Below are 26,166 nucleotides of genomic sequence, written 5' to 3' on the forward strand. Positions count from 1 at the left end.
CCTCTAGCCTAGCGGTTAGTCTTTCTCGTCCTCCAACTTGGAGATGGGAGACAGGTTGCTGGCGTCGACGGTGGTACTGCGTTGTTCGGCTTCAAAGTAGATGGATCCGCCGGCGCAGTACACCCGGTTGACCGGTGCAGGCAGGGGAAGGGAACGGCTGTCAATAGTCCAAGTGAAGGCGTCTTTTGCTTCTCGTTCACGGTCTTCGGGAACGTCGATGTAGCGATCCGGGGTCATGGTGATGCTCGTGCCGTTGATCCGGAGTTTGGCGACAACAGTCACGGGCTTGTCAAAGCCTTGTGGGGTGCCGGTCAGTTGTACCTCAGATGCAGGCCCGCCGGAGGGGGAGATGTCGTAGGGATTGGAAATATCGAGGTCTGTAATGTCTAACTGGGCGCCCAAGGCCACGCCGTCGAGACGCAGGTTGCGCGTGACAAGTTTGGCGGGTGCTTCGCTGAGCCTTCCGGTGAGGATTTCAGTGCGATCAAGGGTGAGGTCGGTGACCTCGGTGCGGGCGTTCATCATGCCGAATCCGGGCACATCCACATCAAGCATTTCTGCGCTGAGCGAAGGTGTGGTTGTGCGCCACAGATTAGCGAGGTAAGGAAACCCCCCAAGGTGGATGCGTGGTGCCACGCTGAGCCGGGAATAGTGCTGGACATCGGCGGCGAGAGTGCGTTCGGCTCGCGCTGCAACGACGCTGTCCACAAGCCAACTGAGAATCAGAACGAGTCCCAGCAGTAGTGCGGTGATTCGAAGACGGGGAGATTTCTGCACACCTCTATTCTTACTCGATCAACTAGCCTCGGTTGCTATGACTACCTTTGACATCCAGTCCGACCAGGCGCCGCTGCCCCCTGACGTCCACGCACTCATCGAACGAGCAGCGTCCACAGACGGTTGCGACCCGTTCTCGGAGCAGTTTTTGCTAGGCCTTAGCGACCCCCGACTCGGCCACACACACCTCATCGCTAAGTCCGGGGAGAATATTGTCGGAGTGCTCGCCCATGATGGCGCAACGGCGGAGCTTGTGGTGGACCCAGGTTGGCGTCGGCAAGGCATTGCGAGCGCGCTTATCGACGCCCACGGGCCTGGCGACGTGTGGGCGCACGGCGACCTCGCGCCAGCACAACACCTGGCAGCCCAGTTGGCAGCCACAAAAACACGCGAATTGCTGGTCATGCGGTTGACTGAGCCGGCCCCACAGGCGGAATTCCCCGCTGGATACGAAGTTATGAGCTTGGCAGCTGCCCGCAAGCTATGGGGAGAGAAAGCCGATGCTGAGCTGTTGCGGGTGAACAATGAGGCATTTAGCTGGCACCCGGAGCAGGGAGGGTGGGATATGCAGCGCTGGGAACGTGCCCAGGAAGCGCCCTGGTTTGATCCGGAAGGGGTGCTGCTGCTGTGGGAAGCACCTTCCGGGGGTGAGCCGACCACACTGGCAGGGTTCCATTGGACAAAGTGCCAAAGATCACAGGAGGTGGCCGGTGGGGAAAACACCGGTGAAGTGTACGTGGTGGGATTGTCCAGTACTTCGCGGGGGAAGGGGCTGGGGAAACCTATTACCTTGCTGGGGGTCAACTTCATGCAAAAGCATGGATATCCGCAGGTAATTCTATATGTAGAAGCTGATAATGAGCCGGCAGTGGCAACGTATGAAAGCTTGGGGTTCGCTGTCATAGAACGGCACAGTTTGTATCGAATAAGTAGGTAAAATCCGAGCGTTTTGCAGCATTGGTTCCGGGAAAGTTGTGGAAATTCATCAAAAGTTAACCTTATGGGCCCCTTTTGGAAATCTGTACCCCCTAGGTTGCTTAGCGAAGCAACACCATGTGGTTGTTGCCCGAATACCCATAACTTTTACTGCACCGGAGGAAATCCTGTGATTCGCAACTTCAAGCGCACTGTCGCTGTCCTGGGCGCTGTCGCCGCTGGTTCCATTGCTTTGACTGCCTGCTCTGAAACCTCCGAGAATGGTTCCGACGGCACTACCAAGGTCGAGGGTCTGTCCAACACCACCGGCCAGCTGGTGGCCGAAGGCGCCTCCTCTCAGCAGAAGGCTGTAGACCTGTTCGGTATTAAGTACTCCGAGGCCGTCCCAGGTGCTACCTTCTCCTACACCGCTTCCGGATCCGGGTCCGGCCAGAAGCAGTTCATCGCTGGTCAGGTTGCTTTCGGTGGCTCTGACTCCCCACTGAAGGACGATCAGGTCGAAGCCGCAAAGCAGCGCTGTGAAGGCAACGAAGCATGGCACCTGCCAATGGTGATCGGCCCCGTTGCTGTTGCATACAACATTCCTGGTGTTGACAGCGTCGTGCTGACTCCTGAGGTCACCGCCAAGATCTTCAAGGGCGAAATCACCAAGTGGAACGCTCCTGAGATTGTAGAGCTGAACAAGGACGCTAAGCTCCCTGAGCTTGATATCAAGGTTGTGTACCGTTCTGAGGAATCCGGCACCACCGATAACTTCCAGAAGTTCCTGAAGGCTACCTCTAACGGTGTCTGGGAAGGCTCTGGCAAGTCCTTCCCAGCTGCAGTCGGTGCTGGCGCTAACGGCTCCACCGGCGTTGTTGGCGAAGTAGAGAAGACCGAAGGTGGCATCACCTACGTTGAGGCTGGCTTTGCTAAGGACGCTGGCCTGGGCGTGGCAAAGATCGACTTCGGTTCCGGTGCAGTGGAGCTGAGCAACGAGTCTGTGAACAAGGCTCTGGCTAACCTCTCTTACAAGGGCGAGGGCCACAACATGGTTGTTGACTCCACCAAGCTCTTCGAAATGAAGGAAGCCGGCGCATACCCACTCGTTCTCACCACCTACGAGATCGTGTGCTCCGCTGGTTACGACGCTGAGACCTCCGGCCGCGTGAAGGACTTCCTGAAGGTAGCACTTGCTAACCAGGGCTCCGACCTCGAGGAACTGGGCTACATCCCAGTCGAAGGTGAGTTCAAGGACAAGCTGACCGCCGCCGTCGACGCCATCAAGTAAATCTTGATTGCCCGGAGTGAGGATAGCCCTGAGGGCTGCGCCTCACTTTCCGTTAAACTTTTTCGCTTTGCTTGAAAGCGAAAACCTATGCCCTCGTTGAGCATCAAAACTCAACGAGGGTGCTTTGGTTGGGAAAATAAATTCTCATGGATCAGGCGTCGGAAGCAAACAGGATAACGCCGTCACATTGTGAGAGACGACCAGCCACACTTCGTACAACTGCAAGCTTTAAGGACTTTTCCGAATGGCTGAAAAACTCGCCGGCCAGGGCGCAGACCTTCTCGGTGAGGAGCGCGCTGACGACGTCATCGCTACTTCCACCGGTGCAAGCGTTGCTAAGCCCCCTGCACTCGTTGCAACAAATGTCGGGTCAGTAAAACGACCAGGTGACCGCGTTTTCGAATTCCTCTCCACGTCTTCTGCAGTGACGATCTCCGTCATCATCGCAGCCGTTGGTGCGTTCCTGCTCTGGCGTGCTGTACCGTCGCTCATGAACAACGCCGAAGGTTTGGGCGGGTTCTTCACCTACACCGGGGACTGGAACACCGCTGATACCGAAGCAATGTACTTCGGTATCCCGAACCTGCTTGCTGTGACCTTCACTGTGTCCATCGTCGCGCTGATCATCGCTATGCCTGTGGCACTTGGTATCGCGATCTTCCTCTCCAACTATGCGCCTAAGCGTTTGGTCAAACCACTGGGTTTCCTGGTGGACCTGCTGGCTGCTGTGCCGTCCATCGTGTACGGCCTGTGGGGTGCTAAGGTTCTCGGCCCAGCTCTGTCTGGTTTCTTCGAATGGATCAACAGCTGGGGCAATGGTTTCTTCCTTTTCGCCCACTACTCCAACTCTCCTTCTTTCGCTACCTCGCGAAATATGCTCACTGGTGGCATCGTGCTCGCGGTCATGATCCTGCCGATTATTGCCGCAACCGCGCGTGAGGTTTTTGTCCAGACTCCAAAGGGACATATTGAATCCGCTCTCGCTCTCGGCGCTACCCGCTGGGAAGTGGTGAAGCTGACCGTGCTGCCATTCGGCATGTCCGGCTACATCTCCGGTGGCATGCTGGGACTCGGCCGTGCGCTCGGTGAAACGATGGCGCTCTACCTGGTGGTGTCTCCTTCCTCCGCGTTCCGCGCATCCCTGTTCGACGGTGGTACCACCTTCGCAACTGTGATTGCTAACGCTGCTCCAGAATTCAACAACGACATAAAGGCCGGCGCCTACATTGCCGCAGGTCTGGTGCTGTTCTTCCTGACGTTCCTTGTGAACGCTGCAGCGCGTGCCGTCGTGAACAAGAAGAAGTAGGTAGATCGACATGACACAAGCTGTAGACAACATGAACACTGATCAGCTGATCAAGAAGCAGTCAGCGTTCACTGACATTTCTGCTGGGCGTAAGACCGCCGACGCTGTGGCAACCGGCATCATTTACTTCGCCATGTTCCTCGCGTTCATTCCATTGGTGTGGGTACTTTACGAAGTCATCTCCAAGGGTCTGGGTCCGACGTTGTCTGCTGACTGGTGGGCAAAGTCCCAGAAGGGCGTGCTGTACACCCTGCCAGGTGGCGGCGCGGCCCACGCTATCATCGGCACTTTTGTGCAGGCCGGGATCACATCTCTGATCTCTATCCCAATCGGTATCTTCACCGCTATCTACCTGGTGGAATACTCCAACGGCAACCGGCTCGGCCGCATCACCACATTCATGGTGGACATCCTCACCGGTGTGCCATCGATCGTCTCCGCGCTGTTCATCTACTCGGTGTGGATCGTGCTGTTCGGTTTCCAGCGTTCCGGTATTGCAGTGGCACTGGCCCTGGTGTTGCTTATGGTCCCGGTTATCGTCCGTAACACCGAGGAAATGTTGCGCGTGGTGCCACAGGATCTGCGCGAAGCGTCGTACGCCCTGGGCGTGCCGAAGTGGAAGACCATTGCCAAGATCGTTCTTCCTACCGCTCTCTCTGGCATCGTCACCGGCGTTATGCTGGCCATCGCCCGTGTGATGGGCGAGTCTGCTCCGGTCCTGATCCTGGTGGGCTCCACGCAGGCCATCAACTGGAACCCCTTCGCGGCTCCGCAGTCTTCGCTGCCATTGATGATGCTGGATATGTACAAGGCCGGCTCCACTCCGGCTGTGCTGGACAAGATGTGGGGTGCCGCTTTCACCCTCGTTTTCATCATCGCTGTGCTCAACATCGGTGCACGAATCATTTCCGCGAAGTTCTCGATTAAGCAGTAACTTCCTCGTTCACCTACATTCACACTTTTCATCAAAGGAGACACCGATGGCTAAGAGCCTCGATCTGAAAAACGTCAACATTTACTACGGTGACTTCCATGCCGTACAGGACGTTAACTTGCACGTGCCACCAAGGTCTGTGACCGCCTTCATTGGTCCATCCGGCTGTGGCAAGTCCACGGTGCTGCGCACCCTGAACCGTATGCATGAAGTTACCCCAGGCGCTACCGTCAAGGGGCAGATCCTGCTGGACGGCGAAGACATCTACGGCCCAAAGGTTGACCCAGTAGCAGTCCGCAACACCATCGGCATGGTATTCCAGAAGGCTAACCCTTTCCCAACTATGTCCATCGAGGATAACGTTGTCGCCGGTTTGAAGCTCGCCGGTGAGAAGAACAAGAAGAAGCTCGCCGAGGTTGCAGAACGTTCCCTGCGTGGCGCGAACCTATGGGAAGAGGTCAAGGACCGCCTCGACAAGCCAGGCGGTGGCCTTTCCGGTGGACAGCAGCAGCGTCTCTGCATCGCCCGCGCTATTGCCGTCGAGCCTGAGGTTCTCCTCATGGACGAGCCTTGCTCCGCTCTGGATCCAATCTCCACCCTTGCCGTTGAGGACCTGATCCACGAACTGAAGGAAGACTTCACCATCGTGATCGTGACCCACAACATGCAGCAGGCAGCCCGTGTGTCCGACCAGACCGCGTTCTACTCCCTGGAAGCCACCGGCAAGCCAGGTCGCTTGGTTGAAGTTGGCCCTACTACCAAGATCTTCGAAAATCCAGATAAGAAGGAAACCGAAGACTACATCTCTGGCCGCTTCGGATAATTATTAGAACTCAAATGGGTCAGCTTCGGCTGGCCCATTTTGCGTATCCGGCGCCGGCCAAAGCTGCAAAAATGGTCCCGCAGCCAGCAATAGCAAGTGCGTGAGAGGGGCCGGAAGCGTCGATAAGCGGCGTTGCCCCCACAGTGCCTACCAGCATCGCACCGGAATTGATAGACCCCACCGAACTGAGCGCCTTCGGCAGCAACGGTCCCGCCTCGGCCGCGATAACCAAGCGCAACGCAGCCACTTGCACAGAGTTCGCGACGCCGGAAACGAAGAACCCGAGCCCGACCAGGAAGACCGCTGTGGAGATCCCCGCCACCACTAGCCCTGACCCCATGGCTAAGCTGGATGCAATGAGCGTTGGCAATGCAGCACTGATCCGGGAGCCCAGACGCGCGCCGATGATCCTCCCGACAACGAAACACTGAATAATCACTGCGTACCCGACGCCGGTTAACCCGAGCAGGTCGCGGGCAATGAAAATATTGGCCACAGAATAGACAGCAGTAAAAGCTACGCTCGGCGTAAGAACGAGGAGCGCGGTGCGAGTCGACGGATCGGTAATAAGAAAACGAGGCGCTGCAAGAATGCGAGCTCGCCAGGATTTCTCACGGGGGATTTGAGTGGGCGGAGTCGCCATGAGAAACAGCACTGTCGCACCGAAAAGCAGTGCCAGAGCCTCCAAAACAATGGGGACTCTATATCCTGAAAGGTCAAACAGCAGACCACCTAATGCTGGCCCCACCAATAATCCCAGCGTTCTGGCGGTATCCATCTTGGAAAAGGACACGGCAGCGGTGGTTTCTGCTTCTGAGGCTAGCGTCAGCAAGATGGGACTGGTCAGGCAGCTCAGGACACCCACCGCTAGGACGTAGCCCAACAGCAGGGGAGGAGTGTCCAGCAACACGATAACGATAGCCGCCACAGCTTCAAGCCCGAGGGCCGCGGCACCGAGGCGGTTCAACGGAAGCGAATCCATGAGCGGTGCCACTAGCGGTGCCACGATGAGCGACGGGAGGAGATTAGCAAGAACAGCCCACGTGATCACCCACGTACCCCACCCCAATTCGACCAACTGCAAAGAAACCGCAATACCGCTGGCAGACCCCAAAATGGCGATTAACAACTGCAGAGCGGGAAGGCTACGCAGGTAAGCCACACTAGGCTACTTTCTCCCAGTGGCTGACTATTACTTCAGAGGGATCGATTCCAAAAGATGCGAAAAGTTCACGGTGCTCGTTGCCGAAAAAAACATCTCGCTTTTCTCGGTAAAACTCGGAATCATACCAAGCGACGCCAAATCGGATGATAAAGCTACCGTCGGAGAGCGCTTCTTCGGATACTGCCTGCCAATCGTAACCACCCGTCTTCGGACCCATTGCCAGACGCCGGTCAGAAGAATCTAACGCTGCCAAACAGCGGTCTTTAGTTTCTGAATTAGGAAAAGAAATTTCCACCTTTGATTCAGCTACTGCGGTTCTATTGCCAATTCGTTCGGGAGTACTCCCCCCCCATGTGACGATTCTGCGTTTTGTTACCTCAGGCATATCGCTCCTTCCAAGAACAAAGATGATCGGTGTGTCTTGTGACACAAACAATCTTTACACGAGCACGCCGTTTTGGTGGCCGATTTGGAAATTTTTCTAACGGGCGTCCCTAAGCCAGATCCGTCGTACCTACTGCTCGCTAAACCGCGCCTCTAGCTCAGCGAAGCGCTTGGCCCAGTCGGCTTCTTCGCGTTCTTCGTTGCGACGTTCTTGGTATTCGTGTGGCGTGAGCCCGGTGGCGAGGTACACGATTCGGGCAGCGACGTTCACGGCGTGGTCAGCGAAGCGTTCAAGGAAGCGAGAAAGGAGAGTGACGTCCACTGCTGCGACGGTGCCGTGAGGCCAGTCGCGCCGGGTGAGCATCATCATGAGATGCTCGTGGATGTCGTCGACGAGGTCGTCGTCGGTCACAAGGACCATGGCGACATCAGCGTTGGCGTTGCTGAGCAGGTGCCGAATCTTGTCCACCATTTCCAGGTTGAGGCGCGCCACCTCAGCAAAGTAGGGCACCACTGGCTCCGGTACAGCGCACGCGGGATGGCGCCGTCGCGCAGATTTCGCGACATGCTGCGCGAGCATGCCCATGCGGGCGAGGTCGTCGACAATGTAAATCGAGGAAATCACCTGGCGCAGATCACGTGCTAGTGGACCTTCCGTTGCTAGCAATTCGACGGCGCGCTGTTCGCAACGCCGTTTAATTTCCGGTAATTCTTCCGCCAGGGTGAGAGCGTCTTCCGCCTCCTGCAGATCTGCCTCTAGCAGGGCTGTCAGGGATTTTTGCGCGACGGAGCGTACCGTGTCGCATAAAACGATGACATCGTCAGCGAAGGCATTCAAACTGTCCCTAAAGGCGGTACGCATGTTAAACAGCTTAGATGTTATAAGTTGTTTTGTCGCGTTGGCGTGCAGCTATCCGCCGGAGTGCATAATATCTGCGCCCTCTGGCACGGTGTCGTCTTCAGGGTCATCCAGCCAGCCCTCGGGAAGGACAACTTTGCCTGGTGAGCCCTGTCTTCCGCGGGGTCCTTCGGAGTCGTCAGCCAGGGCCTCGGAATCGGAAAATGGCTTCAGAATTTCGGCCAATTCTGCCAGCGAGGAAATTTGCGATAACGCGGCCCGCATTTCACCCCCGACCGGGAACCCCCGCATGTACCATCCCATGTGCTTGCGCATGTCGCGCAGGCCATGCTCCTCACCGCTGTGCTCTGCGAGCAACTCAGCGTGGCGATAGATAATACGGGTCACCTCGCCCAGCGTCGGAGGCGCAGGCTTATCGACGCCCTGGAGCTCCGCTGCGAGTTCTGCAAAGAGCCACGGCCTGCCCAAACACCCACGGCCGATGACCACACCATCGCAGCCTGTTTCGGCCAGCATTCGGGATGCGTCGGAGGCAGCGAAGATATCTCCGTTGCCGAGCACGGGGATCCGAGTGTGTGCGAGATGTTCCTTCAATCGGCGGATCTCCTGGTAGTCGGCGGTTCCCGAATAGCGCTGTGCGGCGGTGCGACCATGCAAGGCCACGGCGGCGGCGCCTTCCTCCACTGCGATGCGGCCGGCGTCGAGATGCGTGTGGTGGGCGTCGTCAATGCCAATGCGCATTTTTACTGTCACCGGAATGCTCGTACCCTCGGTGGCTTTGACGGCGGCGGCGACGATGTTGCCGAATAGACGTCGCTTGTAGGGGAGTGCTGAACCTCCGCCGCGCCGGGTGACTTTGGGGACGGGGCAGCCGAAGTTCATGTCGATGTGGTCCGCAAGGTCCTCGTCGACGATCATCTTTGCGGCCTTGTAGGTGTACTCCGGGTCTGTGGTGTACAGCTGCAAGGAGCGTGGCGTTTCCACGGGCGCGAAGGTGGTCATGTGGAGGGTTTTGTCGTTGCGCTCCACTAGTGCGCGGGCAGTGACCATTTCACACACATAGAGCCCGGATACGGTGCCCATTTTCTCCATTTCCTGTTCGCGACAGAGCACGCGAAACGGCATGTTGGTCACGCCGGCCATGGGGGCAAGCACGACGGGGGAGTTCAGAGTGAGAGATCCGATCTGTAAAGGCACAGCTTCATTGTCCTGGTTTTGGCGAAGTACATCAAACTCCCTTGTGAGGCGGGAAATGCGCCGACTACCCAAAAAAGGGTGAGAAATTACCGCAATGGCGCCAGGAACTTGTTTATTGTGGGGGTGATCTTTGCAAATATCAGTTAATGTGTAATGGACATCTATGGTGTACATTGTGTATCCATGGTCACAGCCACGTGCGATGTGAGTCACCCGTGGACTGTTCGATAAATCTCTGGGTCCGCCCAGGTTACTAGGAGGAATGAATGTCTGATCGTATTGCAAATGCTCAGCTGCGTGGCAAGGTTATGTCCGCTGCTGAAGCAGCCCAGTTTGTCAACCACGGCGACAAGGTTGGCATCTCCGGCTTTACCGGTGCTGGCTACCCAAAGGCGCTGCCTACCGCTATTGCCGAGCGCGCTAAGGAAGCACACGCAAAGGGCGAAGAGTACATGATCGACCTCTTCACTGGCGCTTCCACCGCTCCTGACTGTGACGGCGTGCTGGCTGAGGCGGATGCACTGCGCTTCCGTACCCCATACCAGTCCGATCCGATCCTGCGTAAGAAGATTAACGACGGCACCACCCTCTACGCGGACTACCACCTTTCCGAGTCCGGCATGTACGTGGAGCAGGGCTTCTTTGGTCAGATGAACGTGGCCATCGTTGAAGCTGTGCGTATTACCGAAGACGGCAGCATCGTTCCATCCTCCTCCGTCGGTAACTCCGTTGAGTACCTGGACAACGCAGAGAAGATCATCATCGAGGTCAACTCTTGGCAGTCCGAGGAACTCGAGGGCATGCACGACATCTACCGCATCAACCGCCTGCCTCACCGCCAGCCAATCCCGATCACGGCTCCTGAGCAGCGTGTTGGCTCCACCTCTATCGACATTGACATCAACAAGGTTGTCGCCGTTGTCGAAACCGACGCTCCAGACCGCAATGCGCCATTCTCCCCAGTGGATGAGATCTCCCAGCAGATCGCAGGTCACTTCCTGGACTTCCTCGAGGGCGAAGTTGCTGCAGGTCGCCTGACCTACGACGGCTACATCATGCAGTCCGGCGTCGGTAACGTGCCAAATGCTGTGATGGCTGGTCTGCTCGACTCCAAGTTCGAGAACATCAAGGCCTACACCGAGGTTATCCAGGACGGCATGGTCGACCTGATCGATGCCGGCAAGATGACCGTCGCCTCCGCGACCTCCTTCTCCCTGTCCCCTGAGTACGCAGAGAAGATGAACGCGGAAGCAGCTAACTACCGCAAGACCATCATCCTGCGTCCACAGCAGATCTCCAACCACCCAGAGGTCGTCCGTCGCCTCGGCCTGATCGCTACCAACGGCCTGATCGAAGCCGATATCTACGGCAACGTTAACTCCACCAACGTGTCCGGCTCCCGCATGATGAACGGCGTCGGTGGCTCCGCGGACTTCACCCGCAACGGCTTCATCTCTTCCTTCATCACCCCATCCGTGGCCAAGGGCGGCGCCATCTCCGCGATCGTTCCATTCGCCTCCCACATCGACCACACCGAGCAGGACGTCAAGGTCATCATCACCGAGTACGGCTACGCCGACCTGCGTGGCCTGGCTCCACGTCAGCGCGTTGAGAAGATCATCGCCCTGGCTCACCCTGACTACCGCCCACTGCTGGAGGAGTACTACGACCGTGCTCTGTCCATGGCTAAGGAAAAGAGCATCCTGCAGACGCCACACGACCTGGTAACTGCATTCGACTTCCACAAGCGTTTCCTTGAGACCGGTTCCATGAAGTAAAACTTCAACACCAAGCCCCCGGGTTTTTCTCCGGGGGCTTTAGTGTTTTTTGGGGTTTCCATAGGTTCAGGGGCCTAGGTTCAGGGGCCGGGGATTCCAGCGAGATTTCCAGTGTGCGGGCTGGAATGACGATATTGAATTGACGATGACTGCTCGTTGTCACTTGTTTTCGATAGCGCGACCTAGGATTATCGTCAATTCAATATCGTCATTCCGCCTGCTGAGCCCCATTCCGCCTGCTGAGCCCCATTCCGCCTGCTGAGCCCCATTCCGCCTGCTGAGCCCCATTCCGCCTGCTGAGCCCCATTCCACCTGCTGAGCCCCATTCCACCTGCTGAGCCCACCCCTCACTCAGTTCACCCGGCCACCCGCCTCCGCGTGCGTCACTACGATCACGGTGCGTTCAGCCCGCGCGCCGGGCAGGGGTTCGTGTTGGAGCAGGTGGAGGTAATAGCCCGCGTCCTCGTGGGACATGTGCTCGGTGGGCTCATCCAGCAGGAGGATCTCTGCATCGGAGCATAAGGCCCGGGCGAGGAGCAGTCGGCGGCGTTGACCGCTGGAGAGGGAATCGGCTCCGTTGCCGAGGAGCTGATCCAAGGAGAAATCTGTCAGGCCTACGAAGTCGAGCACCTCTTGGAGCATAGCGTCTTGGGTGTCAGGTGCTGCCACGAGGAGGTTTTCTCGAATGGTGGTGGCAAAGATCCATTCGTCTTCAGTGTGGGCGCGTACGTGGGTTCGTAGCCAGGCTGGGTCGATCTCTGAGACTGGCACTCCTCCGATGGTGCAGTGCCCGGACTTGGCGGGAATCAGTCCGGCGAGGGTCAGTAGGAAACTGGTTTTGCCGAGACCGCTTGGTCCGGTGATGATGTGTCTGGTGCCTTGCGGGGCATCGATGTTCCAGGTGGCTGTGCCTCGTTCGAGCTGTAGGGATTGGGCGGTGAGGTGGAGGGAGTCCGGGATACGCTGAGCTGTGTGTGGCTGATCAGCGCAGAGCTTGCGGAGGCGTCGGGCAGCCCGGTGGGCGTCGACGGCGTGCATTGCGCAAGTCGCCAGGGGGCCGTGCGATTCGAACGCAGCGAGGGGAAGAAGCACGAGCATACCGAGCCAGGCCGGGTCCCCGGAGTACCAGTGCAGACCCACTGCCAGGAGCACCACGATGGCGAAACCGCTTCCGAGCCTATCCAGCATTGCTACCAGCGCCAATGGGCGTTCCGACTGTGCCTGCGCTGCGCTGTTCGCCTTCGATGCGGCGATGGTGCGGTCGATACGAGGTTGGGTAAGACCTGCGACGGCGAATTCTGCGCGGTGCAGCAGCTGGTCATCGAGGGCATGAAGCAGTGCATCCGACGTGGCGACGGCTTGCGCGTGTCGGTGGGCAGCAGCCACCAGAGCAGGCGTAACGACGCCCGTCACCACGAATCCCAACCCCAACGCAAGGCCAGCTAATGGTTGTAACAGTGTGGCCCCTAAGACAGCGGTTACGGACACGACCAGCGCAATCCCCGCGGGGATGACGCAGCGGACGATGTAGTCGGCAAACCTGTCCACATCTGCGCCCAAGTGGGCGAGGGCGCGGCCTCGTCCGAGGGTGTGCGCGGTGCCCCGAGGATCGGAGACGATGGCGTCGAAAAGCGCAGGGCGGAGGCGGGTAGTGGCGGCCAGGGCGACGCGGTGGCTGATGAGGCGGTCGATGTAGCGGAAGCCAGCGCGGGTGATGCCGAGTGCACGTACCGCCGTGATCGCGACAGCAAGGTCGAGGATCGGAGGTCTCTCCCAAGCTCGGGTGATGAGCCAACCGGAGAGGACCGTCAGGCTCAACGCCGCCAGGAGCGTGATGGAGCCTGCCAGGACAGCGAGGGCTATGTCGCGGCGCCGTACCCCTGCGAGGCGGAACAGGAATCGAGTATCGGTCATAGGTCAATCACCTGATCTGCAAGGGAAACAACCCGCGGATCATGGCTACTGATCACGATTGTTCGGCCCTCTTCTGCGAGATCCTGTAGCTGTGCGGTGAGCCGGGAGACAAGTTCGGGGCTGAGGTGTGCGCTTGGCTCATCTAGCAGCAGGGTGGTGCGTTCCGAGTTTGCGATGACGCGTGCGAGCGCCAAGCGCTGTCCTTGACCAGCGGAGATGCCGGTTCCGGAGGCGCCCACGGGATGCGTTGCAGGCACATCGAGGCCAACTCGTTCGGCGGCGATGGAAAGTTCGTGGGCGCGGGCACCCAGCAACGCGAGATTGCTGGACACGGTACCCGGTTCGAATGCCGGATGCGCAGGGAGATAGGAGATAAGTGACAGGGGTGGGGCGATGATCTCACCGTCGACCACATCGTCTGGCAGCAGCCCCAAGATTGCGAGCAGTGCGGTGGATTTGCCGGAACCATTGGCGCCACGCAGCACCGTGATCGTGCCGGGCCTGGCGGTAAAAGACAGGTTGTTAGGGCGGATGCCGTCGCGGCCGGTGACGCTGAGCTGGCGCACATCGATCCGGTTTCCTGCGCGCCGGTAGGACGCTGTGAGGGCGCGGGACTCAGAGACAAGCTCGAACACCCGTTGTGCGGCGGTAATACCGTCAACAGCTGCGTGGAAGCTGGAGCCAACGCGCCGGAGTGGGGTGTAGACCTCGGGTGCGATGATGAGCGCTACCAGGCCGGCAAGGAGCGTCATGTCACCGGCGACGAGGCGGAGGCCGATGCTCACCGCGATGAGCGCCACAGACAGCGTGGCCAGGAATTCCAGCGCAAACGCGGACAGGAATGCCAGGCGCAGCACCGACATGGTCGCTGTCGCATGGGACGAGCCGGTACGCACGAGTTGCGCGTGTGGCGTCTCAGTGACGCCGAATGCTCGCAGGGTGGCGGAGCCTTGCAAGAGGTCGCTGAGCTGTCCGCTGAGCTTCCCCGCCACCTGCAGTCGCTTCTCGGTATGCGAGCGGGTCAGGGTGCCGATCAGCACCATAAACAGGGGGATCAGGGGGAGGGTAGTGGTGGCAAGCAGGCCGGAGGTGAGATCGAAGTACAGCATGACTGCGAGGGCAATGGGCGTCGATAAGCAGGCTGCTATCAGGGCGGGTACGTAGTCGCTGAGGTACGGTCGCACGCCCGCCAGCCCCGCCGTCAGCGTTTCGCGCCACTGCGCCGCGTCCTCCTCGACGTCACGCGGGTCACGGTGCGCTAAGGCTACCAGGGCGGCCTCGCGAAGTTCGTCCACCGCCTCACCAATGCTTAACGACGCCCACCTGCGCGCAACCCACGCCACCCCAGACTGCGCGACCACCACAGCCACCAACCAGGCCACCAAATCCCACCGCGTCACCTGCTGCTCGACCAGTGACGCCACAGCAACACCAATGAGCACCGCACGCGCCACAGTGAGCGCGGTATCCACCGCCTGCGCCAGCCCCGTCACAATGATGTGTCTCCTGGCGGCAGGAGCTGCAACCAGGAGACGACGATCAAGCGGAGACGCCATCTAGACGCTAACCCGCTTACGGAACACCCAATACGTCCACCCCTGGTACAGCAGCACCACCGGCGTCAAAAGCACCGCAGCCCACGTCATAATCGTGAGCGTGTACTGGCTACTCGACGCATTGTAGATATCCAAAGACACACCATCAGCCAGGGTGGTTGGCATCAGGTTCGGAAAGAGGCTACCGAACAGCTGCGCAGCACAGAGCAGGATGACCCCAGCCCAGGCGGCAAATGCCCAACCGTCCCTGCCCCTAAACAGCGCCACAGCGGCAGCAAGAGCGCACAACACCAGGGCGACGAGCAGAATCCATGTTGCCACACGACCGTGCTGGAGTTGCGTCCACACCAGGAACACCGCTGCCACAGCAATCACCGGGATGATGAGCTTTCGCGCAATCTCATGCGCACGACCACGCAGCGGCTCCTCAGATTTCAGCCCCAGGAACAGCAAGCCATGGATCAGGAAGGCCCCCAGGAACGTGACACCACCCAGCAGGCCGTACGGGTTCAACAGGGCGATAAAACCGTCGAAGCCGGACTCGATCTGACGGTTGCCGTCGATAGCAACGCCCCGCACGATGTTGCCGAAGGCCACACCCCACAAAATCGCCGCCACCCAACTGCCGAACATAATGCCGAGGTCGCACCGATCCCGCCACTGCTCGGTATCGACTTTGCCACGCCATTCCAACCCCACGCCACGCAGAATCAGTCCGAGCAAGATCAGGAACAGTGGCAAATAGAAACCCGAGAACAACGTGGCGTACCACTCCGGGAACGCCGCGAACAGCGCGCCACCAGCGGTGATAAGCCACACCTCGTTGCCGTCCCACACCGGACCGATCGTCTTAATAGCGGCCGTGCGTTCCTCTTTCTTTAGCCACGGCAACACCATGCCGACACCAAAGTCAAAGCCCTCCAGGACGAAGTAACCAGCAAACAAAACAGCGACCAGAATGAACCAAACCGTTTGCAAATCCATTAGTTTCGCACTCCTTCAGCACCGAAACGAAGCGGTTCGACAGGGGCGTCAGGCGGCCCATATCCATCAGCAGCGTGATCGCTAGCCCCAAGCGGAAGTGGTCCTTCCAACACCTTCTTGCGGATCAGCCAGAACCACACCAGCGCGAGCAAACCGTAGACCAGCGTAAACCCGATCAACGACACCCACACCACCCACGGCGCATGGTTAGACACACCGAAGTCAACAATCAAATGAATCTGGTCCTCACCGTTGGGGCTCCCCGGAGCGAATGCCGGATTTGGATGCACAATCCATGGCTGGCGCCCCATCTCCGTGAACACCCAGCCCGCAGAGTTAGCGACAAACGGGAACGGCGTAGCCCACAATGCCAGGGTGCCGAACCACTTCTTGTCTGGAAGCGCGCCCTTCCTAGAGAACCAAAAGCCCAGGACACACAGGATGAGGGAGCCGACGATCAGGCCGATCATCATGCGGAACGACCAATACGTGACGAACAGGTTTGGTGTGTAATTTCCCGGACCGTACAGTGCCTCGTACTTATCCTGCAGCTGATTCACACCCTGCAAGGTCACACCCGAGAACTTGGTTTCAGACAGGAAACTCAAGACCCACGGAACCTCAATCAAGTGTTTGACGGACTCACAGTTGTTGTGGGTACCCACGGTCAACACGGAGAAATGCGGATCCATTTGGGTTTCACAGAGTGATTCTGCAGACGCCATCTTCATCGGCTGCTGGATGAACATCAATTTAGCCTGAATATCGCCGGTAATACCGAGCAATACCGAAGAGATAGCGGTGACCCATAAACCGAGGCGCATTGTAGGGCGCCACAAAATGCTGGCCCGATCCTTGTGAGCCAAGCGATCACGCACGATCCACCATGCCGAAATACCGGCCATGAAGGTGCCCGCCGTCAACAACGACCCAGAGAACGTATGAGGCCAGGCCGCAAGCGCAGTGGGGTTGCTCAGCAGCGCACCAATATCTGTCAGCTCAGCACGACCCGTCTCTGGGTTGAACACCGCACCCACCGGGTGCTGCATAAACGAGTTCGCCACGATGATGAAGTAAGCGGACAGGTTAACCGCAAACGCAACCAACCAGATCGAAGCCAAGTGCGCCCACTTAGGCAACCGGCCCCAACCAAAAATCCACAGTCCGAGGAAGGTGGATTCAATGAAGAAAGCAGCGAGTCCCTCTAGCGCCAGCGGGGCGCCGAAAACATCGCCCACAAAGCGCGAGTATTCACTCCAGTTCATACCGAACTGAAACTCTTGCACAATGCCGGTTACCACGCCCATGGCGAAGTTAACCAGGAACAATGTGCCAAAGAACCGAGTAGCGCGATACCAGTGATCTTTGCCGGTGACGTGCCATGCGGTCTGCAGCATAGCCACTAGCGGGGCAAGGCCGATAGTTAAAGGAACGAAAATAAAGTGATAAACGGTGGTAATCCCAAATTGCCACCTTGAGACATCCACTATGTCCATACGTGACACCTCCAGGTGTGAAAAGCGCCCTCAAATACAAGCATGCTCCCTAAGTAGTCGGGTACACCAGAGATAAAGTTTCCAATCACATAGCACTTGGCCCTTTTCGGGGCTATTTACCCCCACCGTTTTTGTTCCGGCAGGATTATCAAGCGCTGGAGTGTGGTTTTGGGTGATTCCGTGACCCGATTTTGTGATCCAAAAATCAAGGGTCTAAAGTAGTTCTCTAGCGACACTCTCTAACGAGCGTTGCTGGTCGGGCCTTTAGCTCAGTTGGTAGAGCTACGGACTTTTAATCCGCAGGTCGCGGGTTCGAGCCCCGCAGGGCCCACAGTAAAAAGCCCGCCCACTTTTCGAAGTGGGCGGGCTTTTTATTGCGGGCTGTTGGGGTGGATTCTTTAGTGCATTGTGTGCGATTTAAAGCTTCCGTTTGCGCACGTCAGGGGCGGATTTTGTACTCGGGGAAAATTCACGTATATTAAACGTCTGTCGCAAGGGAAACCCCTTGAAGGCTCGCTCCCATCGTCTAGGGGCCTAGGACACCGCCCTTTCACGGCGGCGACACGGGTTCGAATCCCGTTGGGAGTACAAAGGTCCGCTTCGGCGGGCCTTATTAACTAAATATGGCCCTGTGGCGCAGTTGGTTAGCGCGCCGCCCTGTCACGGCGGAGGTCGCGGGTTCAAGTCCCGTCAGGGTCGCATTTGGGTAAAAATCCCTACTCCAGGCAATGGGGTAGGGATTTTTTCGGGTTAAGGGACAAAACGTGTGTCCATGTGGGGTGGGGCCGTTGTTATTGCACCGTCTTTGGTGGATGGGGCTCCTTGGTCGCCGATACAGGTAAACAGAACCTGCAAGCACAGGCGGAGTAGTTTCCGACGTGTGGGCAGGAAAGCCGATATTGAATTGACGATAACTCCTCGTTGTCACTTGTTTTCGCTAGCGTGACCTAGGGTCATCGTCAATTCAATATCGGCTTTCGACTGCTGGACTCACCCGACCCGCCTGCCTAAGGTTTAGTGCTCGATTCGAATACCCAATCCCTACCACCACAACCGCTTAACTTGAGTTAACCGCCTAGGTATGGGGTGAGCGGCATTTGGGGTTGAAACTCACGAATTATCTAATCTGACCTGCAGATTTGTTTAGAGCTGGCACTTCTGTGTAAAGTTTTACCTCGTGCGAGAGAGTAACTCTTTCGACACGGCCCTGTGGCGCAGTTGGTTAGCGCGCCGCCCTGTCACGGCGGAGGTCGCGGGTTCAAGTCCCGTCAGGGTCGCAGGTTTATCCTTGTGGTAAGCCAACGGCCAGATAGCTCAGTCGGTAGAGCACACGCCTGAAAAGTGTGGGGTCGCCAGTTCGATCCTGGCTCTGGCCACATGTTTAGCCCCTTGTCGAAAGGCAAGGGGCTTTCTTGTGTGCTGACTCACTTTTTCTGGCACACTGGTGCCCATGACTGAAGTACGGCACGAGAAAGACACTAACCGCTACGTTATCGAGGTCGATGGTGAGGTCGCTGGCTACGCTGCGTACACGCTGGACGGCGAAACACGCGTCTTTGACCACACTGTTGTTAAAGATAAGTTCCAAGGGCAAGGCCTGTCGCAGCCACTGATCAAGGCTGCCCTAGACGACACGAGGACCGCGAACATTCCTTATACGGCTACCTGCTCAGCTGTCGTGCGATTCATTGAAAAGAACCCCGAATACGCGTTAGGCCCGCCGGAGCGGGCCTGACAAAAGAACTAGATGCTGTAGTTAGCGGGGAAGCCGCCTGTAACGTAGGCGTCAGGGTCGACGAGTTTGATGCACTCATCGGGGTTGCGTGGGCGATTCTTCGCCGGAATCCCCACGGCAATATGGTTGGCAGGGACATCTTTGGTTACTACCGCGTTCGCACCGATGGCGCTTCCTTCACCAATGGTGATGGGGCCGAGCACCTTCGCTCCGGCACCCACGGTGACACCATCGCAGAGCGTTGGGTGGCGTTTCGTTTGGGTTAGCACCTGGCCACCGAGCGTGACTCCGTGGTAGAGCATGACGCCGTCGCCGATTTCGGCAGTTTCACCGATGACGATCCCCATGCCGTGGTCGATGAAAAAACGGCGACCAATGGTTGCGCCGGGGTGGATTTCAATCCCCGTAAAGAACCGGGTGACCTGTGCCAAAATGCGAGCAGGCCCCTTGAGCCCTCTGGTCCACAGCGCGTGACTCACGCGATGCGCCCAAATGGCATGGAGGCCTGAGTACACAATGGCGTTCTCGACATCACCGCGGGCTGCGGGATCATGTTCGCGGGCATTCTGGAGATCTTCGCGGATCATGCGAACTAGCTGATACATAGCGACGATGTTAGCAGCGTCTCGCCACTCGTGGAGAACCTACGGCGTCGTCAAGCTAGTCGCGAATGTCTTCGTACAAAATAGTGGAGACGTAGCGCTCGCCGAAGTCTGGGGCGAGAGTGACGATGGTCTTGCCTTTGAACTCTGGCCGGGAAGCGATCTCGAGGGCTGCTTTCACATTAGCGCCAGCGGAAATACCGCCCAGGATGCCTTCCTTCGCGCCCATCGCGCGCGACATTGCCACGGCATCCTCGTTGGTGACGGTGAGAACCTCATCAAGGATCTTGAGGTCGAGTACTTCCGGGATGAAGTTCGCGCCCAAGCCCTGAATCTTGTGCGGGCCAGCCTTGCCGGTGGTCAGTAGTGGGGAATCGGCTGGCTCGACGCCAATGATGGTGATGTCTGAGTTGTGGTCTTTAAGCACCGTGCCGACGCCCGTCACCGTGCCACCCGTACCAATGCCAGCGACAAAAGCATCGATTTTGCCGTTGGTATCCTCCCAGATCTCAACCGCGGTGGTTTCCTTGTGGCGTTGAGGGTTGGCTTTGTTGGCGAACTGTCGGGCTAAGATCGAACCAGGGCGCTCCGCGACGATCTCGTTTGCCTTGTCTACCGCGCCCTGCATACCGGCTGCGCCCGGGGTGAGAACAATCTCTGCGCCATAGGCGCGCAACATGACGCGACGCTCTGCCGACATTGTTTCTGGCATGGTCAGGACCACTCGATATCCGCGTGCTGCACCGACCATGGCGAGGGCGATACCGGTGTTTCCGGAGGTTGCTTCCACGATGGTGCCGCCCGGGGTGAGCTCGCCGGAAGCCTCGGCGGCGTCGATAATTGCAGCTCCGATGCGATCTTTCACGCTGTTGGCTGGGTTGTAGAACTCGAGCTTGACTAATACTTCAGCTTCGAGGCCTTCGACGAGGCGGTTGAGGCGTACTAGCGGGGTACGTCCGATAGTTTCCGTGACGTTGTTGTAGACGTTGGACATGTTTTCCTCTCGGTTGTTTTCACTGATGAGGGGAAGTCTACGCCTCTTCTGACGAAAAAACTAGTCTATATAGTTTAGATTAGGTAGACTGCATTGTCTAGCTGTGTGTAAATTGTTGAACATTGTTGGATAATTTCGCCCCAAAATTGTGACATTTAACTTGGACTTTTGGCTTGAATCTTGGGGGCAAATCTGAATACCCCTTCATGAATGGATAGAAAATAGCCGCTTCGGGGGTGGCTTATTTTGTTATAAACGCAGGTGAAAACGTTTTCGTAGCAGCTTTAGCCATCAAAGGCAGGGGTATCTAACTTGGTTGAACAACGCATACTATGCACATCATTAAGTGCCTTGTGAATAAATTGCGCTTTGGTTCACCCCCGCTTTGTGGATATACTCCACATTAATGTGCGAATCGCACACCGACGGGTGTACCTGCTCGGGTGGAGTTTTAGAGGAGTTTCAATGGTGGAAACGCAATCAATCAAGGACGATGACGACGCGATCCGCGCCGCCCTCACCTCACTGAAGACTGCGACGGGAATTCCGGTCACCATGTATGCAACGGTGTTTGGGGAAAACAAATTGCAGATCAGCGCTTGGGTTGGCCTGCGTACCCCTGCCTTGCAAAACATCATTATTGACGCAGGGTCCGGCGTCGGTGGCCGAGTGCTGGCTACCAAACGCCCAGTGGGAGTCTCCGACTACACCCGCGCTAGCGTCATTTCCCACGAATACGACAAAGCCATCCAGGACGAAGGCCTGCATTCGATCGTGGCCGTCCCTGTTATCGTGCACCGCGATGTAGTCGGCGTCCTGTATGTGGGCGTTCACTCGTCGCTCCGCCTGGGTGACAAGGTCATTGAAGAGGTGACGATGACCGCCCGCGCACTCGAGCAGGACCTGGCCATCAACGCAGCTTTCCGACGCTCCGATGGTCCTCGGGGCGGCGCAGTCAAATCTGGCCGCGTGATGAACGGTGCTGAGTGGGAGCAGATTCGCTCCACGCACTCCAAGCTCCGAATGCTTGCTAACCGCGTGGGTGATGACTCGCTGCGCAAAGAAATTGAAGAACTGTGCGACCAGATGGTCACGCCAGTTCGCATGAAGCAAACCACTAAGCTCTCTGCCCGTGAACTGGATGTTCTCGCTTGCGTTGCCTTGGGGCATACCAACGTAGAAGCCGCCGAAGAAATGGGTATCGGTGCTGAAACAGTGAAGAGCTACCTGCGTTCTGTGATGCGTAAACTGGGCGCGCACACTCGATACGAGGCCGTCAACGCGGCGCGTCGTATCGGAGCGCTGCCTTAAAGAAACAGATAATTAGCGAGATCCGCCGGGAACCCATTTAGTGTCGTTTCCGGCGTTTTCAATTCGACCGAGGATAAACAACAGGTCGCTCAAGCGATTGAGGTACTGTGCTGGCAGCTTGGACGTAGTTTCGGGGAACGCCTCGTATGCTGCCCAGGCTGCCCGTTCCGCGCGTCGGGTAATCGTACGTGCGGTATGAATAAGCGCTGCAGTTGGTGTACCACCCGGAAGGATAAAGGAATCCAGCGGGGCGAGTTCCTCATTGAAGCGGTCGCATTCTTCCTCTAACCGGTCAATGTAGGACTGCTCAATCCGAAGTGGTGGGTACTTGGGGTTATCTTCGATGGGCGTCGCAAGGTCGGCACCGGCGTCGAAAAGCTCGTTCTGCACGCGCCGCAACGTCGCTGCGATGTCCTCGCGAGGCGACCCCAACGCCAGCACCTCGCCGAGCGCGGCGTTCGCCTCCTCCGTGTCCGCGTAAGCGTGGAGTCGAGCGTCGTTCTTGGAGACACGCTCAAAATTGGACAAACCGGTCGTGCCTTCGTCGCCGGTACGGGTATAAATCTTGGTCAAGTGAACAGCCATGAACTCCACGGTAGTAGAAACCGCCCCAGACAGCCGGGCATTTTGCGTTTAGACTTGGGGGCTGTGAAAGAAACATTTTTGGTCACTGGTGGGGTGCGCCTCAAGGGCACGGTTAAAGTAGTCGGCGCGAAAAACAGCGTGTTAAAGCTGATGGCAGCAGCACTGCTCGCCGAAGGCACAACGACGCTCACCAACTGCCCAGAGATCCTCGACGTTCCACTGATGAAAGACGTTCTGGAAGGGCTTGGCTGCCAGGTAGAAATCGAGCGCGACAACGTGCGGATTACCACCCCAGCGCAGCTCAAGAGCGACGCCGACTTCGACGCGGTGCGCCAATTCCGCGCCTCAGTATGTGTGCTTGGACCACTGACTTCGCGGTGCGGTCGCGCCGTTGTCGCACTACCGGGCGGTGACGCCATCGGCTCCCGACCGCTGGACATGCACCAAACTGGCTTGGAAAAGCTCGGCGCCACCACCCAAATTCGCCACGGCGCGGTTGTCGCCACCGCAGAAAAGCTCCGTGGTGCGCACATCTCGCTCGACTTCCCCTCAGTGGGCGCTACGGAAAACATCCTCACCGCCGCAGTGCTTGCCGACGGTGTGACCGTCCTCGACAACGCAGCCCGCGAACCCGAAATTGTTGATCTCTGCGACATGCTCAATGAAATGGGGGCGAAGGTCGAAGGTGGTGGCACTTCCACCATCACCATTGAAGGCGTTGAAAAACTGCATCCCACCACCCACGAGGTTGTGGGAGACCGGATCGTTGCGGGCACCTGGGCGTATGCAGCAGCGATGACCGGTGGTGACATCACCGTCGGGGGCATCGCGCCTGTTCATCTGCATCTGCCACTCCAGAAGCTCCGCTTGGCCGGCGCCGAAGTGGAAACGTACGCCACCGGTTTCCGAGTTTCCATGCCGGCCCGAGCACAAGCTGTTGACTACCAGACCCTGCCGTTCCCAGGCTTCCCGACAGACCTCCAACCAATGGCGATCGGTCTCGCTGCAGTGTCTGAAGGTGTATCCGTCATTACAGAGAACGTATTCGAATCACGATTCCGGTTCGTTGACGAAATGCAGCGCCTGGGGGCTGATGCCACCGTCGACGGACACCACGTAGTGGTCCGAGGAATGGAGGAGCTGTCGTCCACCGCGGTATGGAGCTCAGATATCCGCGCAGGTGCTGGCCTCGTGCTCGCGGCGCTCTGTGCCGACGGGGTAACGGAAATCCATGACGTTTTCCACATCGATCGCGGCTATCCGCAGTTTGTGGATTCACTCCAACAGCTTGGTGCCACAATCGAGCGGGTAACCAAGCCGTAAACCCCTTTTTTACCTGCGGGTTTGTATTGTTGGTTGGGTGTGTGTAACTTTATGTGAGTCAGCGCGACCGACAACGCCCCGCTTGAGTGTGTGTGGCGGTAGGAAAACGAGTCGCTGATGGACAAGCCTTCTTTCTTTCGCTGGTTTTGCTGGTGTGGGTTGGTTGTGCGTGTGTTGTTTGAGAACTCAATAGTGTGCCAAGTACTTTTATTTTTTGTTTTTTGGTTGTGTGTTGGTGCCGGCAGGCCAGGAGTGGTCTGTGTAAGCGCTTTAATACTCAATTTTTTGTGGTTTTTGGTGTCTTCCTCGTCGGATGTACCAGGAACTGTTTTTTGGACAATCATCATTATTTTTGTGCTGGTTGTTTGTTTTGCTAGGTTTTTGGCTTTTCATATGGCTGATTATCGAATGGTTTTTATGGAGAGTTTGATCCTGGCTCAGGACGAACGCTGGCGGCGTGCTTAACACATGCAAGTCGAACGGAAAGGCCCTGCTTGCAGGGTACTCGAGTGGCGAACGGGTGAGTAACACGTGGGTGATCTGCCCTGCACTTTGGGATAAGCCTGGGAAACTGGGTCTAATACCGAATATGACTCTTCTTTAGTGTGGAGAGTGGAAAGCTTTTGCGGTGTGGGATGAGCCCGCGGCCTATCAGCTTGTTGGTGGGGTAATGGCCTACCAAGGCGTCGACGGGTAGCCGGACTGAGAGGTCGATCGGCCACATTGGGACTGAGACACGGCCCAGACTCCTACGGGAGGCAGCAGTGGGGAATATTGCACAATGGGCGCAAGCCTGATGCAGCGACGCCGCGTGGGGGATGACGGCCTTCGGGTTGTAAACCTCTTTCGCTAGGGACGAAGCGTAAGTGACGGTACCTAGATAAGAAGCACCGGCTAACTACGTGCCAGCAGCCGCGGTAATACGTAGGGTGCGAGCGTTGTCCGGAATTACTGGGCGTAAAGAGCTCGTAGGTGGTTTGTCGCGTCGTCTGTGAAATACCGGGGCTTAACTTCGGAGCTGCAGGCGATACGGGCATAACTTGAGTGCTGTAGGGGAGACTGGAATTCCTGGTGTAGCGGTGAAATGCGCAGATATCAGGAGGAACACCGATGGCGAAGGCAGGTCTCTGGGCAGTAACTGACGCTGAGGAGCGAAAGCATGGGTAGCGAACAGGATTAGATACCCTGGTAGTCCATGCTGTAAACGGTGGGCGCTAGGTGTAGGGGTCTTCCACGACTTCTGTGCCGTAGCTAACGCATTAAGCGCCCCGCCTGGGGAGTACGGCCGCAAGGCTAAAACTCAAAGGAATTGACGGGGGCCCGCACAAGCGGCGGAGCATGTGGATTAATTCGATGCAACGCGAAGAACCTTACCTGGGCTTGACATATACAGGACCGGGCCAGAGATGGTCTTTCCCTTGTGGCTTGTATACAGGTGGTGCATGGTTGTCGTCAGCTCGTGTCGTGAGATGTTGGGTTAAGTCCCGCAACGAGCGCAACCCTTGTCTTATGTTGCCAGCAATTCGGTTGGGGACTCATGAGAGACTGCCGGGGTTAACTCGGAGGAAGGTGGGGATGACGTCAAATCATCATGCCCCTTATGTCCAGGGCTTCACACATGCTACAATGGTCGGTACAACGCGTCGCGAGCCTGTGAGGGTGAGCTAATCGCTGAAAGCCGGCCTCAGTTCGGATTGGGGTCTGCAACTCGACCCCATGAAGTCGGAGTCGCTAGTAATCGCAGATCAGCAACGCTGCGGTGAATACGTTCCCGGGCCTTGTACACACCGCCCGTCACGTCATGAAAGTCGGTAACACCCGAAGCCAGTGGCCCAACCTTTGTGGGGGGAGCTGTCGAAGGTGGGATCGGTGATTGGGACGAAGTCGTAACAAGGTAGCCGTACCGGAAGGTGCGGCTGGATCACCTCCTTTCTAAGGAGCTTATTTTTGTGACACGCAGTTGCGTGTTTGTGCCAGCTGAGTCGCCGTGTGTGTGGCTGTTGGTTTTATTTATCGGGTGGACGCCAGCTAGCCATCGATATGGTGGTGGTCGGCATGATCGAAAAACAGATAATTAGTGTTGGGTGTTTGGTGCGCTGTTGGGTGTCTGGGGCAGCATGTGTTGTTCCTTTTTCTGGCCTGGTGTGCTGCCACTGTTGTGGTGGTGGCTGGTGGGTTGGGTGTGTTGTGTGAGAACTGTATAGTGGACGCGAGCAATTTTTTTCATCTTTATTTTT

At 57.5% G+C, this 26,166-nt stretch carries 21 protein-coding genes, 5 tRNA genes and 1 rRNA gene; 15 read left to right on the top strand and 12 right to left on the bottom strand.

Annotated elements, in window-relative coordinates; genetic code table 11:
* Window positions 1-15 precede the first annotated feature (15 nt).
* Window positions 16-777 carry an LmeA family phospholipid-binding protein gene (locus HW450_RS09835; RefSeq protein WP_182385457.1) on the bottom strand — a complete coding sequence of 254 codons (762 nt, stop codon included), beginning with the start codon at window positions 775-777 and terminating at the stop codon, window positions 16-18.
* A 37-nt stretch (window positions 778-814) separates the two neighbouring features.
* On the opposite strand from HW450_RS09835, the gene mshD reads away from it, so the two are divergent.
* The 5 genes from mshD to pstB all read left to right on the top strand — a co-directional run bounded on the left by mshD (window position 815) and on the right by pstB (window position 6,046).
* Window positions 815-1,714 carry a mycothiol synthase gene (gene mshD / locus HW450_RS09840; RefSeq protein ID WP_182385458.1) on the top strand — a complete coding sequence of 300 codons (900 nt, stop codon included), beginning with the start codon at window positions 815-817 and terminating at the stop codon, window positions 1,712-1,714.
* A gap of 168 nt (window positions 1,715-1,882) precedes the next feature.
* Complete coding sequence (pstS, locus tag HW450_RS09845; protein ID WP_232843241.1) at window positions 1,883-2,983, top strand: phosphate ABC transporter substrate-binding protein PstS; 1,101 nt, start codon at window positions 1,883-1,885, stop codon at window positions 2,981-2,983.
* A gap of 244 nt (window positions 2,984-3,227) precedes the next feature.
* On the top strand, window positions 3,228-4,289 hold the full coding sequence (gene pstC, locus HW450_RS09850) for a phosphate ABC transporter permease subunit PstC (protein ID WP_182385460.1): 1,062 nt from the start codon (window positions 3,228-3,230) through the stop codon (window positions 4,287-4,289).
* 10 nt (window positions 4,290-4,299) lie between these two features.
* Entirely contained in the window at window positions 4,300-5,223 is a 924-nt protein-coding gene (gene pstA / locus HW450_RS09855; protein WP_182385461.1) for a phosphate ABC transporter permease PstA, read from the top strand.
* A gap of 46 nt (window positions 5,224-5,269) precedes the next feature.
* Complete coding sequence (gene pstB, locus HW450_RS09860; protein WP_182385462.1) at window positions 5,270-6,046, top strand: phosphate ABC transporter ATP-binding protein PstB; 777 nt, start codon at window positions 5,270-5,272, stop codon at window positions 6,044-6,046.
* Between the two features lie 19 nt (window positions 6,047-6,065).
* Here the strand turns inward: pstB and HW450_RS09865 are convergent, their stop codons facing one another.
* The 4 genes from HW450_RS09865 to dusB form a co-directional block, all read right to left on the bottom strand.
* Window positions 6,066-7,208, bottom strand: coding sequence for an MFS transporter (locus tag HW450_RS09865; protein WP_182385463.1), 1,143 nt, complete (start codon window positions 7,206-7,208; stop codon window positions 6,066-6,068).
* A gap of 1 nt (window position 7,209) precedes the next feature.
* On the bottom strand, window positions 7,210-7,596 hold the full coding sequence (locus tag HW450_RS09870) for a hypothetical protein (RefSeq protein WP_182385464.1): 387 nt from the start codon (window positions 7,594-7,596) through the stop codon (window positions 7,210-7,212).
* 129 nt (window positions 7,597-7,725) lie between these two features.
* The gene (gene phoU, locus HW450_RS09875; RefSeq protein ID WP_182385465.1) at window positions 7,726-8,457 is read right to left on the bottom strand and encodes a phosphate signaling complex protein PhoU; all 732 of its coding nucleotides are present in this window, start codon (window positions 8,455-8,457) and stop codon (window positions 7,726-7,728) included.
* A 48-nt stretch (window positions 8,458-8,505) separates the two neighbouring features.
* Entirely contained in the window at window positions 8,506-9,651 is a 1,146-nt protein-coding gene (dusB, locus tag HW450_RS09880; protein WP_182385466.1) for a tRNA dihydrouridine synthase DusB, read from the bottom strand.
* 266 nt (window positions 9,652-9,917) lie between these two features.
* On the opposite strand from dusB, the gene HW450_RS09885 reads away from it, so the two are divergent.
* Window positions 9,918-11,429, top strand: a complete 1,512-nt coding sequence (locus HW450_RS09885) for an acetyl-CoA hydrolase/transferase family protein (protein ID WP_182385467.1) — start codon at window positions 9,918-9,920, stop codon at window positions 11,427-11,429.
* 351 nt (window positions 11,430-11,780) lie between these two features.
* Here the strand turns inward: HW450_RS09885 and cydC are convergent, their stop codons facing one another.
* From cydC to HW450_RS09905, 4 genes are read right to left on the bottom strand one after another with little or no spacing between them, the layout of a single operon-like run.
* Window positions 11,781-13,343 carry a thiol reductant ABC exporter subunit CydC gene (gene cydC / locus HW450_RS09890; protein ID WP_182385468.1) on the bottom strand — a complete coding sequence of 521 codons (1,563 nt, stop codon included), beginning with the start codon at window positions 13,341-13,343 and terminating at the stop codon, window positions 11,781-11,783.
* Window positions 13,340-14,899, bottom strand: coding sequence for an ABC transporter ATP-binding protein/permease (locus HW450_RS09895; RefSeq protein ID WP_182385469.1), 1,560 nt, complete (start codon window positions 14,897-14,899; stop codon window positions 13,340-13,342). The genes cydC and HW450_RS09895 overlap by 4 nt, the downstream gene beginning before the upstream one ends.
* The gene (gene cydB / locus HW450_RS09900; RefSeq protein WP_182385470.1) at window positions 14,900-15,883 is read right to left on the bottom strand and encodes a cytochrome d ubiquinol oxidase subunit II; all 984 of its coding nucleotides are present in this window, start codon (window positions 15,881-15,883) and stop codon (window positions 14,900-14,902) included. It abuts the gene before it with no gap.
* Window positions 15,883-17,379 (bottom strand): cytochrome ubiquinol oxidase subunit I, encoded by a 1,497-nt coding sequence (locus HW450_RS09905; RefSeq protein WP_182385471.1) that lies wholly within the window; start codon window positions 17,377-17,379, stop codon window positions 15,883-15,885. The genes cydB and HW450_RS09905 overlap by 1 nt, the downstream gene beginning before the upstream one ends.
* A gap of 258 nt (window positions 17,380-17,637) precedes the next feature.
* Here HW450_RS09905 and HW450_RS09910 point away from each other — a divergent pair.
* From HW450_RS09910 to HW450_RS09935, 6 genes are all read left to right on the top strand, one after another.
* Window positions 17,638-17,710: transfer RNA gene (locus HW450_RS09910), tRNA-Lys, on the top strand.
* 184 nt (window positions 17,711-17,894) lie between these two features.
* A tRNA-Glu gene (locus HW450_RS09915) sits at window positions 17,895-17,967 on the top strand.
* Between the two features lie 37 nt (window positions 17,968-18,004).
* Window positions 18,005-18,078 (top strand) — tRNA-Asp (locus HW450_RS09920).
* A 504-nt stretch (window positions 18,079-18,582) separates the two neighbouring features.
* Window positions 18,583-18,656, top strand: a tRNA-Asp gene (locus HW450_RS09925).
* Between the two features lie 26 nt (window positions 18,657-18,682).
* Window positions 18,683-18,755, top strand: a tRNA-Phe gene (locus HW450_RS09930).
* 74 nt (window positions 18,756-18,829) lie between these two features.
* Complete coding sequence (locus HW450_RS09935) at window positions 18,830-19,114, top strand: GNAT family N-acetyltransferase (RefSeq protein WP_182385472.1); 285 nt, start codon at window positions 18,830-18,832, stop codon at window positions 19,112-19,114.
* 8 nt (window positions 19,115-19,122) lie between these two features.
* Here HW450_RS09935 and epsC read toward each other — a convergent pair whose 3' ends face one another.
* Together epsC and cysK are read right to left on the bottom strand one after the other, a co-directional pair.
* The gene (epsC, locus tag HW450_RS09940) at window positions 19,123-19,719 is read right to left on the bottom strand and encodes a serine O-acetyltransferase EpsC (RefSeq protein ID WP_182385473.1); all 597 of its coding nucleotides are present in this window, start codon (window positions 19,717-19,719) and stop codon (window positions 19,123-19,125) included.
* Between the two features lie 55 nt (window positions 19,720-19,774).
* Window positions 19,775-20,710, bottom strand: coding sequence for a cysteine synthase A (cysK, locus tag HW450_RS09945; protein WP_182385474.1), 936 nt, complete (start codon window positions 20,708-20,710; stop codon window positions 19,775-19,777).
* 465 nt (window positions 20,711-21,175) lie between these two features.
* Here cysK and ramA point away from each other — a divergent pair, with 465 nt between their 5' ends.
* Entirely contained in the window at window positions 21,176-22,021 is an 846-nt protein-coding gene (ramA, locus tag HW450_RS09950) for an acetate metabolism transcriptional regulator RamA (protein ID WP_182385475.1), read from the top strand.
* A gap of 12 nt (window positions 22,022-22,033) precedes the next feature.
* On the opposite strand, the gene HW450_RS09955 is transcribed toward ramA, so the two are convergent.
* Entirely contained in the window at window positions 22,034-22,606 is a 573-nt protein-coding gene (locus tag HW450_RS09955; protein WP_182385476.1) for a cob(I)yrinic acid a,c-diamide adenosyltransferase, read from the bottom strand.
* 63 nt (window positions 22,607-22,669) lie between these two features.
* Here HW450_RS09955 and murA point away from each other — a divergent pair, with 63 nt between their 5' ends.
* On the top strand, window positions 22,670-23,929 hold the full coding sequence (gene murA / locus HW450_RS09960) for a UDP-N-acetylglucosamine 1-carboxyvinyltransferase (protein ID WP_182385477.1): 1,260 nt from the start codon (window positions 22,670-22,672) through the stop codon (window positions 23,927-23,929).
* 414 nt (window positions 23,930-24,343) lie between these two features.
* A 16S ribosomal RNA gene (locus tag HW450_RS09965) occupies window positions 24,344-25,861 on the top strand.
* The last annotated feature ends 305 nt before the right edge of the window (window positions 25,862-26,166 follow it).

This window comes from Corynebacterium hindlerae, from assembly GCF_014117265.1.
GTDB lineage: Bacteria > Actinomycetota > Actinomycetes > Mycobacteriales > Mycobacteriaceae > Corynebacterium > Corynebacterium hindlerae.

Coding starts and splice junctions, on each gene's coding strand:
- cysK (WP_182385474.1), bottom strand. CDS start 20,710: ATGTCCAACGTCTACAACAACGTCACGGAAACTATCGGACGTACCCCG.
- epsC (WP_182385473.1), bottom strand. CDS start 19,719: ATGTATCAGCTAGTTCGCATGATCCGCGAAGATCTCCAGAATGCCCGC.
- pstC (WP_182385460.1), top strand. CDS start 3,228: ATGGCTGAAAAACTCGCCGGCCAGGGCGCAGACCTTCTCGGTGAGGAG.
- HW450_RS09895 (WP_182385469.1), bottom strand. CDS start 14,899: ATGGCGTCTCCGCTTGATCGTCGTCTCCTGGTTGCAGCTCCTGCCGCC.
- cydB (WP_182385470.1), bottom strand. CDS start 15,883: ATGGATTTGCAAACGGTTTGGTTCATTCTGGTCGCTGTTTTGTTTGCT.
- HW450_RS09870 (WP_182385464.1), bottom strand. CDS start 7,596: ATGCCTGAGGTAACAAAACGCAGAATCGTCACATGGGGGGGGAGTACT.
- mshD (WP_182385458.1), top strand. CDS start 815: ATGACTACCTTTGACATCCAGTCCGACCAGGCGCCGCTGCCCCCTGAC.
- pstB (WP_182385462.1), top strand. CDS start 5,270: ATGGCTAAGAGCCTCGATCTGAAAAACGTCAACATTTACTACGGTGAC.
- HW450_RS09955 (WP_182385476.1), bottom strand. CDS start 22,606: ATGGCTGTTCACTTGACCAAGATTTATACCCGTACCGGCGACGAAGGC.
- HW450_RS09905 (WP_182385471.1), bottom strand. CDS start 17,379: ATGGACATAGTGGATGTCTCAAGGTGGCAATTTGGGATTACCACCGTT.
- pstA (WP_182385461.1), top strand. CDS start 4,300: ATGACACAAGCTGTAGACAACATGAACACTGATCAGCTGATCAAGAAG.
- cydC (WP_182385468.1), bottom strand. CDS start 13,343: ATGACCGATACTCGATTCCTGTTCCGCCTCGCAGGGGTACGGCGCCGC.
- phoU (WP_182385465.1), bottom strand. CDS start 8,457: ATGCGTACCGCCTTTAGGGACAGTTTGAATGCCTTCGCTGACGATGTC.
- ramA (WP_182385475.1), top strand. CDS start 21,176: ATGGTGGAAACGCAATCAATCAAGGACGATGACGACGCGATCCGCGCC.
- HW450_RS09935 (WP_182385472.1), top strand. CDS start 18,830: ATGACTGAAGTACGGCACGAGAAAGACACTAACCGCTACGTTATCGAG.
- HW450_RS09885 (WP_182385467.1), top strand. CDS start 9,918: ATGTCTGATCGTATTGCAAATGCTCAGCTGCGTGGCAAGGTTATGTCC.